The following is a 15,481-nucleotide window of genomic DNA, read 5'->3' as shown; positions in this document are numbered from 1 at the left end:
AGGTGATAGATGGTGAATGAAAAACAATATGTCTGGTATGCAAGTTATGGTTCCAATATAAATACCGATCGATTTTTATGCTATATCAAGGGCGGCAGGCCTGAAGGCTCATCTAAAGTGGAACCAGGATGTAATGATCCTTCATTACCAGTTGATAAATCCATTTTCACCATAAATTTACCCATATACTTTGCAAAGGAAGCAGCAAAATGGGAGTCAAAAGGGGTTGCCTTTATTGGTTTAAAACAAAACACAGGAGCTAAAACTTATAGCAAAAAATATTTAATCACGACTGAACAGTTTTTGGATGTTGTTAAACAGGAAAATAATGGATTGGAATTTGAGATTGATTTAAACGAGGTCAAAAGGAAGGGTTCGAAAATTTTTCGGCAAACTTGGTATGGGAATGTTTTATACTTGGGTGAAGATAAAGGTTTTCCAATCTATACTTTTACCGCACCTTGGGATATGGGAGACGTAGAATGGAAAAAGCCGTCGCATGCATACTTAACAACAATTGTTAATGGATTAGAACAAGATTATACAGCTCAAGAAATCTATGATTATTTTAAAACTAAACCCGGCATAAAAGGTAATTATGCGGATGGTGAGTTAGCTAGGGTTATTTTTAATTAAAAGAGGCGTCCCAGTTCTGATTCTGGGACACCTTCATTTTGCATAAAAGTTTTCTGTATAGTAGGGCTGTGCTTGATTATTAAAGGCTACACCAACACCTAAATACTCATAGTCCTTTTGTAAAATATTCTCCCGATGCCCAAGAGAGTTCATTAAGCCTTCATGGGCGAAAATACTGCTAAACTGTCCATATGCAAGATTTTCTCCTGCCAGCTGAAATATAATATGATCCTCCTTCATACGATCAAAAGGTGATTGTCCCTTAAGATTTGTATGATCAAAATATTTATTAACAGCCATATCCGTGCTATGCTTGCGGGCTGTTTCTCTAACATGCTGATCCCATGTTAATACCGACTGCAGATGTTCTACACGTGCGGCATTCGTCAAATCGAATAACTGATATTCAAAACCTTCCTCTAACTCAGTACTCGCTTTGGTGTAAAAATCTATTTTATTTTGTTCAAAGTCTTTGCTGATAAGCTGCATCGCTGTTACAGTGTTATTCTCGTGTTTATCGTAAAAAATGGTCACAAATTCGTTACTAAGTAAGTACACATCATAATCACTGTCCTGCTTCAATTCATAAATGATTAATCCTTTTTGAATTCTGGAAAGGGGATCACCTAGTTTTTCACGGACTATTTGTTTCGATATCCCAATTTTAATTCCATTGGTCGAGGCAATTAAATCTTGGTTGGTATAAAGTCCTGCAGCTTTATTGTTTTTATCATACATTATCATAAAAAAATTATGGTAATTTTCATGATAGGTATTCCAATTTGCCCCATATTCATTTAAGGATGAACGCTTTGGTGCGCCTAAGTTCCGTTCAATATTTTCTTTTTTATCGCCAATTTCAACATTATGAATAGAGAATATTTGATTAGTAGGGGGTGCTAACTCAACTTTTCTTGTTTCGTTTTCTGGTTGTATTTGTGGCTGTTTGTCAAACTGTATGCCAATCTCGTTCAATATTTGTTGAACATTTTCCCCTAATGAATTTATGACTGAAAGTACTTCAGGGTTATCCTTAAAGCTAGTCATTTCTGATTGAGCATGTTGCTTCACTATTTCGAAATCAGTTTTATCTAACTGTTTTTCAAGTGAGGGCCATAATAAATAAAGTAAAACTAAAAATGAGCAGAGCTTAAAAAAACGAACCAGCGTTACCACCTCCATATCTATTAGAATTGTAACCAATCTAGTTAAAATGTAAAAGTAACAACTCTTCGTGACTGTAATTAGAGTTCAAGCATCAAATCATTCACATAGTAGCGGTCTACGTGACCATATTAAATGTTCCAACTCCATTTCGGGATCATTGACCGTTTTTACATGCCTGTGTTTTCTGTTCCAGCCTCATTTCGGTCGAGTAAAACTCTGTTATCTACCTTTCGCTCTCTCGAAATCCCATACCAAATTAAGATGATCCCAATTAATACAAATATAGGCTCGAGCCAGTTTGCTTCAGGCCCGTTGGTGATGCGGTGAAGCTGGAATATCCAATGGAAGACCACAATATCGAAGCTTAAAAATAATCCTGTTGCTACCGTGAATCCATTGAAAAAGGCCTTCGAAAAGAAACGATGAAAAATGGCCATAAAAATTAAAAGGACACAAATTCCAAAAAAGACTGCACCGATACGCTGACCGGCAGTTTCGGCTTTCATTCCAAAAGCAAGGGCGTCTATTAAATGAAAAAGAAAGTCTGTTAGAAAAAACGCTATAATCGCACCAAGTATTCTCACGAAATAATCTCCCTTATTAAAAATTTAGTTTCTCTCAAAATTATATTGTAATATAAATATGTTGTTAACAAAAAAATTTTTTGATAAACTGAAATGCTTTTTAAAGGGGGAGCATCGTTGAATAAACAAGGAGTCATTTCTCTAGGAGAAGCGTTTGTAGATTACATTTCGATTGATAAATCGAATACAAAATATGAGAAGCTGCTTGGGGGTGCGACTGTTAATGTTGCAGCGGGTACAAGCAGATTAGGGGTTCCATCCTATTATTTATGTAAATTAGGGACTGATGAAACCAGCCAATTTGTCGAGCAAGAATTGAAAAAAGAGAATATCAATATTGAATTTTGTATCCAAACTCCTAACAAAAAAATCTGTGGAGTTTATGTTCATCTTAATGAAAATGGTGAGCGATACTTTCATTCTTATATCAATCCAACACCAAATGAGGTCTTGACAGAAAACCAACTGAGACGTGAACTATTTGAGCGTTCAAAAATCTTCTATTTTGGCTCGGGAACTCTTTTTCAAGAATCAGCAAAACTCACAACTCGGAAGGCAATCAACTATGCCAAGGTATCCAATACTCTTATTGCTTTCGATGCCAATATTCGATTAAAACGATGGGAAAGTGAGGATCAATGCCGGAAAACGGTCCTCTCTTTTTTACCATTTGCGGATATCATAAAACTTGCTGAGGATGAACTTTATTTTTTAACGGAGACGGAAAAAATGGATGATGGGATAAAAATATTATCTCAATGGAAAATACCTTTTGTATTTATAACAATGGGAAGCAAAGGGGCATACGCCGCCTTATATAATGAAAAGAACATTTTTGTCCCCGGCATCGAAGTAAAGGCAGTGGACACAACCGGAGCAGGAGATGCCTTTATGTCAGCATTATTGTGTAGTTTTCATGAAAAAGGGAACCCGCAAGATTTATCGCAATTAACCGAATATACTCAATATGCTAATCAAATCGGTGCAATCGCGACAACCAAAAGAGGTTCCCTATCTGCATTCAATATTTAATTGTCTCGATTGAAATTAATTGTGCAAGTTGGAAATGTTCGCTTTTTCGTCTTAGAAAAAAGATTTCACAATTTCATGTTGCTGGTTGCACTTAGTGCACGTATATTCGATCTCTAAAGCGTCTTCCCTAACCATGTGTTCAGTTTCTTTATTACATTTTTCACAATATAGGTTTCTCGGTATTTCAATCATGTTATCATCCTCATTAAGAAAATATTTGTTAGGTAATAATATTGCCCGTTTTTGGAAATTGATGTTACGTAATAGAAAATATAAAAAGTAGAAAAGGTGTCATATGAAAAAAATCATAGTCATTGGCGCAGGAATTTTGGGGGCATCTACCGCCTATCATCTTGCTAAATCAGGTGCAGATGTTACATTAGTGGATCGCGAGGATACCGGACAAGCAACAGATGCCGCTGCCGGGATTGTTTGTCCTTGGCTTTCCCAAAGGCGGAACAAAGCATGGTATCAGTTAGCAAAAGGTGGGGCCCGGTACTATCCTGAATTAATTGCTCAATTAGAAGCGGATGGCGAAAAGGAAACTGGATATAAGCGTGTTGGGGCAATTAGTCTTCATACAGATTTTAAGAAGCTAGAACAAATGGCGGAACGAGCAAGAAAACGCCGTGAGGATGCACCAGAGATGGGTGAAATTACGATACTGTCACCTGCAGAAACAAAGGAACTTTTTCCACCAATTTCAGAAGAATATGGTTCTGTATATGTTAGTGGGGGAGCACGTGTAAATGGGAGAGATTTACGAAAAGCTCTAATTAATGCATCCTTGAAGAATGGTGCTAGATTCTTAAGAGGAAATGCTTCTATTATTTCAACAAATAAACGCATTTCAGGAATACGTCTTGCTAAAGAAACATTGGTTACAGACATGGTTATAGTTACATCCGGTGCCTGGGCAAAGGACATATTGGCACCACTTGGGGTTCATTTTCTAGTTAAACCGCAAAAGGCACAAATAGTCCATCTAGAAATGCTGGAAGCAGATACGAGTTCGTGGCCTGTTGTTATGCCTCCTAAAAATCAGTATATCCTTTCTTTTGATAATGGCAGGATTGTTGTGGGATCCACTCATGAAGATGAAGTGGGTTTTGATACACGAGTCACAGCAGGGGGAATGGCCGAAATATTAAGCAAGGGTCTAGAAGTGGCTCCTGGTTTATCTAGCTGCACTTACCTTGAAACCAGAGTCGGGTTCAGACCTTTTACACCAGGATTTTTACCGGTTATCGGGAATTTGCCGAAATATGATGGTATTTTAGTTGCCAATGGGTTAGGAGCATCAGGACTAACTAGCGGACCCTATCTTGGAGCTGAACTGGCAAAACTAGCTTTGGGCAAACAAACGGAAATTGATGTCAGCCTTTATGATGTTAAAGGAGCAATTGGAGAAAGCTAACGAAGGTAATTTTCTTGTCCTAGGGTAAACGCCGTTTCTAAAATCCTAACTTTTTCATTTATTAGAGATAGATAGGTTTGGAGGTGGTAATTTTTTGACCAAAGCTTTTTCCGATACTGATGTTATAGATATTGTCACGAGAGTAAATGGACAAGTTGATTGTAGAATACACTTTCAGCTTACCACTGATTGTATCATTGAGGAAGGATTTACTAAAATCACTTATACAATTACCAATTTCCTGGATTCAACATCAAGCATCGCCTATTTTATGGTGGATGAACAATTATTTACGTTTGAATCAGGTGTTAATCCAGGGAGTATCGGCAAAATTCATTTTAAACGAAATGGTTCATGTGAACCTGCAATGGGTGCTGTTTATATTGAAACAGACACTCAAGGATTTGAATTCGGCAATTTATCCACCGCAGTAATTAAAAAGGCAGTAACTCCTAGTGAATAACAGTTTAAGAAGACTTCCGTATATTGGAAGTCTTTATTAATTGAGGGAACTAGTTTGATTTGTATTTTTTTCCCTAGACAAAGAAATAATGTAAAGGATTTCATACTTATTGGGGGAAGAAAAATTGGAAAGAGAAAAAAGCTCAAACTTTCATTTACTTCTGCTATTCTTTGTCGTTACTGTATTTATTTGGTCAGCCATTAAACCAGCTGGTTATAAAATATGGACAATGGAAGTTCTTCCTTCCCTTGTTGTAATAATCATTGTAATTGCAACATATAAAAAATTTCGTCTCACTTCATTATCTTATCTCATCATTACTATTCTTTCGATTTTGACGTTTATTGGCGGACATTTTACATATTCAGAGGTGCCGCTTTTTAATTGGATTAAAGATTATTTTGATTTAAAAAGGAACAACTATGATCGTTTTGGGCACTTCTTAAAGGGGTTGTTTGCCATTGTTATAAGGGAAATATATATTCGAAAAAGCCCGGTTAAAAAAGGGTTTTGGTTAAAATTTGTTATTTTAAGTACTTCATTGTGCATTAGTGCGTTATATGAAATTATTGAATGGTTATCTACAAAAATAGGAAGGGGTGGAAAAGCTGCCAAAGAGTTTTTAGGAATGCAAGGGGATATATGGGATTCGCAGTGGGACATGTCATTAACATTCGTTGGTTCAATCCTCGCACTGATTTTCCTCTCAAAAGTGCATAGCAGGCTTTTATTAAAAGGCTCTTTTAGTAAAATTTAATGCTGAATCCCACCCTAGTCGTTTTGGGAGCTTTGTTGATTTCAAGGGTAAATCGAGTCCGAATCAAGGTCTCATTCGGACAGCATTGAAGATCTAAAGGTTGATCATGTCCGATTCTGACATACGTCAGTAAAACTTAAATCAAACAATAAAAAAATTTACTATAATTTTATTATGTTAACTTTTGCTTAAAGTTTAATTGAAATAATGGTGATAAAATGAATAAATATTTTAAGGCAGACGGGGAAGCCCCATTTATTTTGTTTTCACTAACTCATTTATTGACATTATCATCAGTATTTTTCATTGTTATATTAATTTATTTAATTAGGAAACCATTAAGAGCTGAAAAGTTGAACTTTAAGGTGCGAACACTTCTTGCTACGGTGCTAATACTCTCGGAAATTAGCCTTCATATTTGGCTTTGGCGAGTTGGTGAATGGACAATCCAATATTCATTGCCTTTTCATTTAAGCAGTATATCTATTATTTTGTCAGCAGCCTTGCTCTTGACAAAGAGTAGCCAACTCTTTGAATTTACTTATTTTGCTGGAGTAGGAAGTGCTTTGCAGGCAATGATTACACCTGATTTAAGTTTATACACTTTCCCGCATTTCCGTTATGTTCATTTTTTTATTTCTCATGGAGGGATTGTAGTTGCGAATATGTTTTTTGTTTTTGTGGAGCAATACAAACCAAAATTTAAAAGTATTTGGAAAGCATTTTTATATTTAAATCTGTATACATGCTTTGTTTTTTTACTAAACTATTTTGTTCATGGTAATTACATGTATATTTCTGAAAAGCCAATGAATCCTTCAATATTAGATTATCTTGGACGATGGCCATACTATTTAATACCATTAGAGATTATTGCTTTAATCACTTTTTTTATTTTGTATTTACCTTTTGGGATTAGTTATTATCTTGGTAAAAACGGAAGTCCTTTAAATTAGAATTATTGGGTGATAGAAGATGAGTATTGACATACTAAAAGCCAGTATTAATACGATAAAAAACGCAGAAAAAATCGTTGTTTTAACAGGTGCAGGCATTAGCACTGAATCCGGAATTAAGGATTTTCGGTCCAGAAAAGGTATTTATCAACTAGCACCGGAATATATCCTGTCTATTGATTATTTTTATCAGCAGCCAAAAGAGTTTTATCAATTTGCTTTGGAAAACCTTTATCATCCAGAAGCAGCCCCAAATTCAGGCCATATGATTTTGTCTAAGTGGGAACAGGCAGGGAAAATTCAGCAAATCATTACTCAAAATATTGATGGTCTCCATCAGAAAGCAGGCAGTAAAAACGTTATTGAGTTCCATGGAACCATGAAAACAGCATCCTGTCAGAATTGCGGAAAAATCTATCTAACCGAAGAAATAATAATTCGTCTTAAAAATTTAGAAGAATTCTATGTTTGTGACAATTGTGAAACTAAACAGAAGCGAAATCGTTACATAAAACCTGATGTAGTGTTATTTGGGGATACCGGTGAATGGTTCACATTTGAAGGATTTAATACAATCCATAACATGGTCAATCGAGCGGATTGCCTATTAGTATTGGGAACGAGTTTAAAAGTAACTCCTTTCTCCACTTTTCCGCAATATAGAAGACATGGTGTGCCAATGATTATTATTAATATAGGAGACACACCTTATGACTTCGAGGCAAATACATATGTCATTCAGGATTCAATAGGAAAATCCTTGTCCCAAATCCATACCGCTATAAAAGAGTGTTAGAAATCATAACACTCTTTAGGACACAATTTTAAACTTGTATTATACTTTTAAAAAAAACAACGATTCTGCCATCATACAAAACATATAAATATTTCAGCGAATGATTTAACCTTTTGTCCAATGACAGTTGGATTTGGTCAATTATAATATAAGATAGGAAGGTGGGGTTTGTTTTCCCAATATTTTTTGGTGGTGATGCCTGCGAAGAGTGAATACTTACGGTTTAAATTTTTGTAATATTCCCACATTTTTATTTGCTACTTTGGTCTTTATCTGCTTATTACTTTTTTAATCATGATTGCAACAAACCAAATCAAGGGGGAATTTTGTTGAAAACACAAATTGAACAAAATGGGATTGTTACCCTGACACCTGAAGCAGCAAATGGTTTGAGCAGCAGTACGATGTGGAATGATGACCTGCGGCCAACTACCATGAAGGAACATTCATGGAAAGGTATTAATTTTGCTACACTATGGATTGGTATGTGTTTGTGTATCCCAGCCTATACGATGGCAAGCGGATTGATTTCTTTAGGTATGAATTGGTGGCAAGCCATCTTAACCATTTTCCTTGGCAATGTTATTGTTCTTATCCCCATTCTATTAAATTCACACGCTGGTACCAAATTTGGAATTCCTTATCCTGTATTTGCACGTTTATGGTTCGGCTCAAAAGGCGCCCATATCCCTGCTTTAGCTCGTGCGGTTGTAGCAGCGGGATGGTTTGGGATTAACACATGGATTGGAACGGGTGCGATTGATACGCTTTTATCTGCTTCCTTTTCAGCTTGGAAAAACCTTCCTGGCCACACTGCGATCGTTTTCGCTTTATTCTGGGCCTTAAACGTTGCCGTAGCGTATAAAGGGCCGCAAGCCATGAAAGTACTAGGTTTAATTGCTTCTCCTGTTGTTGGAATCGCTTCCATTATTCTTCTTATTTGGGCATTTACACATGCCGGAGGCTGGGGTCCAATTTTATCAACGCCTTCTAAATTCGCAAGCACGGGGGATTTTTTAAAAGTATTTTTCCCAGCATTAACGGGTGTCATTGCTTTCTGGGCAACCCTTGCCCTGAATATTCCAGACTTTTGCCGATACGCTAAAAATCAAAAATCACAAATGGTTGCGCAAAGCCTATCGCTGCCGCTAACCATGAGTATTTTCTCTTTTATTGGAATTGCTGTTACATCTGCAACTGTGGTTATATTCGGCACTGCCCTTTGGGATCCGGTCCAGCTGCTTGCTAAATTCCCGCCATTTGTTATCTTTTTGGGCACTCTAATCATCGTTATTGCTTCCTTAACGATTAATGTGGGTGCGAACATTGTTGCACCTGCCCGTGCGATTGAGAATCTAAATCCAAGAAAGATTACCTTTGGTCTTGGCGCTTTGATTACTGGGATATTTGCAATCCTCATGCAGCCATGGTACATCATGGAGAACTTCGGTAACTATATTTTTGGCTGGCTTGGAACATATGGAGCATTACTTGGTCCAATCGATGGAATTGCCATTGCCGATTACTGGCTTGTCCGTAAGAGGCAAATGGCACTTAGTGAGCTATATGATGTAAATGGCCGATATAGTTATACTTCTGGTTTTAATAAAAATGGTGTTTATGCCTTAATCATTGGTGTAGCTATTCCTGTACTTGGTTTATTCATTCCGGGCCTTCGCTTTTTATGGGATAATGCCTGGACATTTGGATTGTTTATCTCGATTTTCGCCTACACCTATTTAATGAGAGGCGACCAAAGCGTATTGAAACCAGGAGAATATGAAAATATCACAAGCTTCAAATCCAAAACTCCTGGCAATAAATCAGATTCGGCGGCAGGTACGGAAACTGAATTTTATTATTAAAAAAGTAAGGATTTTACCCCTTCAATAGCGTGTTGAAGGGGTTTTTTTAATTCTAGATCAAAGGAAATATGATAAAATAATTTTAAACTATTTGAGGAGATTTGATATGGAGAAGCCAATTCTGGTTTATAGAGGAGAACATATAGAAAGTACACATGATTTACATGTTGCTGTTGTAAATAATGAGGGAAAGCTTCTTTATTCATACGGGAATCCTAGCAGACTTACATTTCCACGTTCTTCAATGAAGCCGTTTCAGGCGGTACCATTAGTAGAAACAGGTGCGGCGGAGAGATTCAACTATACGGATGCTGAGCTTTCGCTAAGCTGCGCATCCCATAGCGGTGAAAAAATTCATCGGGATTCGGTACTGAAAATCTTGGCTAAAATTGGGTTAGAAGAAGAAGCATTGCAATGCGGAACACACATTCCCAGGGATCATGAAAGCTATAAACAGCTCATTCGTGAAGGGAAGGAATTGACACCTGTTTTTAGCAACTGCTCCGGAAAACATTCGAGCATGCTTGCAACAGCAGTGCATATGAAGGAAGATATTGGAGGTTATCGTGAAATCCATCACCCGGTACAGCAACGAATACTTGATGTGATTGAAGATATTTGTGAAGTTCCGAAAAATGATATCAAGCTTAGTGTGGATGGCTGCGGGGTTCCTGTCCATCAATTGCCGCTCAATCATGTAGCCTTAGGGTTTGCTAGACTCGCTAAACCCGTTGGCGGCCATACATCAGCATTATATATCATTCGAAATGCGATGGTAAAGCATCCTGAAATGGTGGGAGGCAAGAACCGCTTTGATACTGATTTAATGAATATCTTCAATGGACGGATTGTATCAAAAGCGGGTGCTGAAGCTGTACAATGCGTTGGTTTAGTAGAAGAAGGGATTGGAATTGCGATAAAAGTGGAAGATGGGGGAGAAAGGGCAGCCAGCGTTGCAGCAATAGAAGTATTAAAACAACTCGGCCTTGTAAATGAACAAATCAATCAAACTTTAAAGGGTTACGCTCATGCTCCTGTTTTTAATGCTAGAAATGATAGAATTGGAGTCATTAAGCCTAATTTTATTTTAGAAAAATGAAAGCGGGGATGGTAAAATGCCGGATTGGTCCTATCACACACTTTTTAAACCGTTAGTATCCCGGCTCCCGAAAACCAGGGGGAGAGAGTTTATTCACCGAGGGATGAACATGATTGCATCTCTCCCAGGCGGACCTAAATTTATCGAAATTTTAGGCCATATGGCTCCATCACCATTGCTTCAAAAAAAAATTCTAGGTCTTACTTTTTCAAGTCCAGTAGGATTAAGCGGAAAGATAGATCCTTTATTAACAGGATCGGCGGCTTTTTCTAATCTTGGATTTGGTTTTATTGAGAAAGGTCCTATTTCCCGTTTGCCAAATGAGGCCGGAAAATATGCCCGTTTTTCAAAACAAAGAGATGAAATCATGTTTCCAAATCCACTCGAATCGCTCGGCATGGAGAAGACTATTCGAAAACTGGAAAAGTTTAAGCCTTTAAATAAACCAATTTTTATTCGAATAAGCTCCGAGTTTTCTGTTGAAGAATTACATAGCTTGTTACCGTCTCTTTCTCCTTATGGGGATGCCATTGTCTTGGAAAAAATATTCGACCGTGAAGAACTGATAGTGTTTAAGGATTTAATTGCCGATAAGCCAATTCTACTTTCTGTCCAAGCAAACCAGCTTTTTGAAGAAATATTTCATCTTTCTAGGATTGATGGGATTATTTTAGAAGAAAGGGCTGGGAATGAACTAACTTTCTCAGATAAGCAAAAAGAACTTATCCAATCATTAAGATTTCTTAAGTCCAACGGCTTTGATAAAATACCAATCATATTATCAGGTGGAGTCTTGGAACCAGAAGATGCCCTGGAATTATATGCAGAAGGTGCCGATCTCATTATGCTTTCAGGGGGCTATGTCCTCTCCGGCCCGGGTCTCCCGAAAAGAATAAATGAAGCCTTTGTGGACCAAATGGATACCGAGCGGGAATTGGTTTCCGGCTGGATTTGGTATTGGTTATTTGGTCTGTTCATTACAATTGGCGGTATTCTTGCTTTACTTTTTAGTATGACAACGGTGATTCTCCCAAATGATGAAGCCTTTTTAGGATTTTCACGGGAGGAATTAATGACAATAAACCCTAATTTTATTTATTTTATGGCCCATGATCGTATGACGCTTGCAGGAACGATGGTCTCTGGTGGAATCTTATATATGCAATTAGCACGTCATGGAGTGAAGTATGGAATTCATTGGGCACGAAAAGCGATAAACATTGGGGCGGTTGTCGGCTTTTTAGGGATATTATTGTTTTTTGGCTTTGGTTATTTTGATTGGCTTCATGGACTATTTTGGGTTATTCTTTTTCCTTTTTATATTAATGGGGTACGAAAAACCAAAAAGTCTATCCAGACACCGATTTCGAAAAATCGAACGAATCATCCATCATGGAAAAAAAGCCTCTGGGGACAACTTTGCTTTGTGGTTCTAGGATTCGCCTTTATTATTGGGGGAGTGCTTATTTCTATGATTGGAGCCACAAATGTTTTTGTCCCGACAGATTTGGGGTTTATATGTATGACTCCTGGTCAAATGAATGATTTAAACAGCAGGCTGATTCCTCTGATAGCTCATGACCGTGCGGGGTTTGGCAGCGCGTTATTAAGTGTCGGCTTGCTAGTAATCATGATTGCATTGTGGGGATTTCATCAAGGCGAGAAATGGGTTTGGAATTCGTTGCTTATTGGTGGTGTGCCAGCTTTTGGTTCCGGCATTATCACTCATTTTGTAATTGGATATACTACATTTATCCATCTGCTTCCCGCGTATTTTGCTTTATTTTTGTTCGTGATAGGATTAACACTCTCTCGTCAGTTCTTTTATCAGACAGATCGAAAATAGGGAGAGGGGTTAGCATTCATGAGGACAGAAATCGTGATAGGTAAGCTAAAAGTTGTCCTCATGAGGTGTTCATGAGGACAGAAATTGTGATAGAAAAGCAAAAGATGTCTTCATGGGGTGTTCATGAGGACAAAGTTCCCAAAAGAATAACGACATCTGTCCTCATAAACTGAGCTATTCCAATTTCAAAAGAGTAATAAATTTTTTCTTAAATAAAATAATATAATAGTCTACTTACTAAGCAGCTGTTGAGCAACAATATACCCAGATCCACCATTAATTCCATGTCCCGGCCAGGTTGCGGCGCCAAGCATAAATAAGTTAGGAATTTCTGTTTGGTGGCTTGGCTGTCCTGGAAGCGGACGGAACAGATAGCTTTGAGCGAGATCATGCGCTCCGCCGTATGGATCACCAGGACCAGAATTCGGATTAAACTGGGCTATCGATTTCGGAGTCACGACATGTTTACCAATTATCGCACTTGGAATATTAGGAATATGTTTACTGACTACATTAATGACCCTTTCAGTAAACCTCTCCGTTACATCCTTTGTCCATGTCCCATCCCCAACATTTATTTTTCCAGCGGCATCACCACGCGGGCAACATGGCACTTCAAGCACCTGGATTCTCATAATTGCCTTTCCTGCGGGAGCGCGAGTCGGATCGAGATTGGTAGGACAATCAACAGTAAAGGTAGGTTTCTCTGGCAAAAGGTCAGCCATCCCCTGTGCGATCGCCATCGTAAAACCATCCAAACCATCTGTTAAATGCGGCTGTCCAACTCTATTAAATCGTTCATCAGGCCATTTTGGCGGTTCGCTCAATGCAAGGTTGATTTGCACACAGCCACGTCCGTAACGATATTTTTTAGCTTGGGCGCGAATTTGTGGTCGTATTTCTGTATTTTTAAGTAGTGACAAATAGAGTTGATCTGGAGTAGTGGATGCAACTACTGAGTGAGCAGCATGGTATTTCTCCCCATCCTTCGTGCGTATGCCTACGGCACGGCCGTCTTTTACCAGTATCTCTTCAACAATGGTGTTTGTCCGGATAACCCCCCCCTGATCCGTCACCAATTGTGCAAGAGATTTGGCAAGCATTTCGCTTCCTCCTTCAGGTATTGGCATGCCGCCGCCCATTAGTGCCATCACGGTAAGCGGTACCCAGATTCCGCTGCCGACTTCGTCAGGCGTTCGTCCGAGATGGGTTACCCAAGAAGCAATCATTGCTTTTAAAACCGGAGATTTAAAGGGAGCTACCGTATTTCGTGCAGTAGAGAACAATGACGCGGCAAAAGGTGAATAGCCACTACCAGTTTCGTTATGCATTAGTCTTTTTATTATCGCCAATGAGTCTGTGCGAGAAAGATCGACGTTAAATAATGAAAAAACATCGTTAACGTAAGGCTGAAATCCTTCAAACATTTTGGCGAGCGCTCCACCGTCTCCTGGAGCCAGCTTCTCCGCTTCTGAAATGAAATTCTCAAAGGCACGCGGGAGGACAGCCGTCCTGCCGTCTTCCATCGATACGCCTGTCGGTAAATCGGTATTAATATATCGGAGTCCCCGTGCTTCCAGCAAGGGACCCAATTCAGCATAAGCAGGTCCGGTTAAGAATAGGGGATGGGCAGCTGAAAATACATCATGCTTGAATCCCGGTAACGTTAATTCCTCGGTCCGGAGAAATCCGCCGGGTCGGTCGTTTTTTTCTAGCACTAGTACACTTCGTCCTGCTCTTGCTAAAAAGGCTGCGGTGATTAAAGAGTTATGTCCGCTCCCAATTAGAATCGTGTCAACAGTCCTCAATGGAATTCACTCCTAAAAAATAGATTAGTATTCACCCAAATAAAATTACGCTCGCAAATGTTTCTTTAGTACTAAATGGAGAAATAAACAGGTAGAAAATAATAGATGAAATTTCAAAGTTATAAACTTTCCCATCTTAGCAAAGGATAAAATAGGAGGTGAAACAATGGAAAAATACAATAATGAATATGAGGAACAGCGAGAGGAAATAACGGATCAGGAAGAGATTATGAATAGAGTAAACCAAACATTTGATAAAATTGCCCAGGATGTAAAAAATATGATTAATGAAAATAAATTATCCTAACGCCAGTGTTGGCGTTTTTTTAGTGTTACTGAAGAAAAGCAGCCTGATTTATCTTTAATAGAAACCTTCTAGAAATTTTGTATTTTAAATCCATCATGCTATACTTTTAAACGCCATTAATTGGTTAAAAATGAAAGCGGAGGAAAAGATTATGTATACTTCAATTAATGAATTTATTCAAGAATGGAATCAAGAAGCTTCTTCAACACAAAGGCTCATGGATGCACTGACAGATAGTTCCCTTCAACAAATGGTTTCGCCGGATGACCGCAGTTTAGGGAGAATTGCTTGGCATGTCGTAACAAGTACACCCGGAATGCTCAATGAGTTCGGAATAAAAGTGGATATGGTGGAAAACGAAAACACAGTTCCAACATCAGCAAAAGAAATCGCTGAAGCTTTTCGAAAAGTAAGCGCTGACACGACTGATGCCGTTCAGAAGCAATGGATAGATGAAAGCTTAAAGGAAATGAAAAATGTGTTTGGGATGGAAATGCCAAAGGCCGTAACTCTTTCACTTTTCCTTAAACATCTCATTCATCATCGCGGACAAATGACAGTGCTCATGCGTCAAGCTGGTATCAAAGTTCCTGGAGTTTATGGTCCGGCCAGAGAAGAATGGGTTCATATGGATATGGAAGCACCTGTCATTTAAGAAAAATAAGCCGTAAACCAAATCAAGCACACTAAGAAGCAGTGTGCTTTTTTATTTAATGGAAGGGAATTTGCCTTAATTAGTTGAATATAA

Annotated in this window: 15 protein-coding genes; 12 read left to right on the top strand and 3 right to left on the bottom strand. The window is 38.3% G+C overall.

Features of this window, described 5'->3' with window-relative positions:
* Positions 1-12 precede the first annotated feature (12 nt).
* Entirely contained in the window at positions 13-636 is a 624-nt protein-coding gene (locus PH210_RS09290) for a hypothetical protein (protein WP_483312093.1), read from the top strand.
* Between the two features lie 33 nt (positions 637-669).
* Here the strand turns inward: PH210_RS09290 and PH210_RS09285 are convergent, their stop codons facing one another.
* Together PH210_RS09285 and PH210_RS09280 are read right to left on the bottom strand one after the other, a co-directional pair.
* Positions 670-1,707 (bottom strand): CAP domain-containing protein, encoded by a 1,038-nt coding sequence (locus tag PH210_RS09285; protein ID WP_289984820.1) that lies wholly within the window; start codon positions 1,705-1,707, stop codon positions 670-672.
* Between the two features lie 263 nt (positions 1,708-1,970).
* The gene (locus tag PH210_RS09280) at positions 1,971-2,387 is read right to left on the bottom strand and encodes a DUF2243 domain-containing protein (protein WP_289984818.1); all 417 of its coding nucleotides are present in this window, start codon (positions 2,385-2,387) and stop codon (positions 1,971-1,973) included.
* Between the two features lie 117 nt (positions 2,388-2,504).
* Between PH210_RS09280 and PH210_RS09275 the strand changes: the two genes are divergently transcribed.
* From PH210_RS09275 to PH210_RS09235, 9 genes are all read left to right on the top strand, one after another.
* On the top strand, positions 2,505-3,419 hold the full coding sequence (locus PH210_RS09275; RefSeq protein ID WP_289984816.1) for a carbohydrate kinase family protein: 915 nt from the start codon (positions 2,505-2,507) through the stop codon (positions 3,417-3,419).
* A 295-nt stretch (positions 3,420-3,714) separates the two neighbouring features.
* Positions 3,715-4,836 (top strand): NAD(P)/FAD-dependent oxidoreductase, encoded by a 1,122-nt coding sequence (locus PH210_RS09270; RefSeq protein ID WP_289984815.1) that lies wholly within the window; start codon positions 3,715-3,717, stop codon positions 4,834-4,836.
* A 94-nt stretch (positions 4,837-4,930) separates the two neighbouring features.
* On the top strand, positions 4,931-5,299 hold the full coding sequence (locus PH210_RS09265; protein WP_289984813.1) for a hypothetical protein: 369 nt from the start codon (positions 4,931-4,933) through the stop codon (positions 5,297-5,299).
* A 124-nt stretch (positions 5,300-5,423) separates the two neighbouring features.
* The gene (locus PH210_RS09260; RefSeq protein ID WP_289984811.1) at positions 5,424-6,056 is read left to right on the top strand and encodes a DUF2238 domain-containing protein; all 633 of its coding nucleotides are present in this window, start codon (positions 5,424-5,426) and stop codon (positions 6,054-6,056) included.
* A gap of 218 nt (positions 6,057-6,274) precedes the next feature.
* Positions 6,275-7,012 (top strand): YwaF family protein, encoded by a 738-nt coding sequence (locus PH210_RS09255; protein ID WP_289984809.1) that lies wholly within the window; start codon positions 6,275-6,277, stop codon positions 7,010-7,012.
* Positions 7,013-7,031: 19 nt separating this feature from the next.
* On the top strand, positions 7,032-7,808 hold the full coding sequence (locus PH210_RS09250; protein WP_289984808.1) for an NAD-dependent protein deacylase: 777 nt from the start codon (positions 7,032-7,034) through the stop codon (positions 7,806-7,808).
* A 329-nt stretch (positions 7,809-8,137) separates the two neighbouring features.
* Positions 8,138-9,673 carry an NCS1 family nucleobase:cation symporter-1 gene (locus PH210_RS09245; RefSeq protein WP_289984807.1) on the top strand — a complete coding sequence of 512 codons (1,536 nt, stop codon included), beginning with the start codon at positions 8,138-8,140 and terminating at the stop codon, positions 9,671-9,673.
* A 106-nt stretch (positions 9,674-9,779) separates the two neighbouring features.
* Complete coding sequence (locus PH210_RS09240; RefSeq protein WP_289984806.1) at positions 9,780-10,772, top strand: asparaginase; 993 nt, start codon at positions 9,780-9,782, stop codon at positions 10,770-10,772.
* 109 nt (positions 10,773-10,881) lie between these two features.
* A complete protein-coding gene (locus PH210_RS09235; protein ID WP_354669972.1) occupies positions 10,882-12,618 on the top strand; it encodes a beta/alpha barrel domain-containing protein in 1,737 nt (578 codons plus the stop codon).
* Positions 12,619-12,848: 230 nt separating this feature from the next.
* Here PH210_RS09235 and PH210_RS09230 read toward each other — a convergent pair whose 3' ends face one another.
* The gene (locus tag PH210_RS09230) at positions 12,849-14,426 is read right to left on the bottom strand and encodes a phytoene desaturase family protein (protein WP_289984804.1); all 1,578 of its coding nucleotides are present in this window, start codon (positions 14,424-14,426) and stop codon (positions 12,849-12,851) included.
* A 166-nt stretch (positions 14,427-14,592) separates the two neighbouring features.
* Between PH210_RS09230 and PH210_RS09225 the strand changes: the two genes are divergently transcribed.
* A complete protein-coding gene (locus PH210_RS09225) occupies positions 14,593-14,733 on the top strand; it encodes a hypothetical protein (RefSeq protein ID WP_289984803.1) in 141 nt (46 codons plus the stop codon).
* Positions 14,734-14,884: 151 nt separating this feature from the next.
* Positions 14,885-15,388 (top strand): DinB family protein, encoded by a 504-nt coding sequence (locus PH210_RS09220; RefSeq protein ID WP_289984802.1) that lies wholly within the window; start codon positions 14,885-14,887, stop codon positions 15,386-15,388.
* The last annotated feature ends 93 nt before the right edge of the window (positions 15,389-15,481 follow it).

The sequence above is a fragment of the Paenibacillus sp. BSR1-1 genome (assembly GCF_030403775.1).
In the GTDB taxonomy this organism is placed as follows: domain Bacteria; phylum Bacillota; class Bacilli; order Bacillales; family Cytobacillaceae; genus Neobacillus.
Note: the sequence above shows the minus strand (reverse complement) of the source record. Positions and strands in the feature narration are given on the sequence as shown.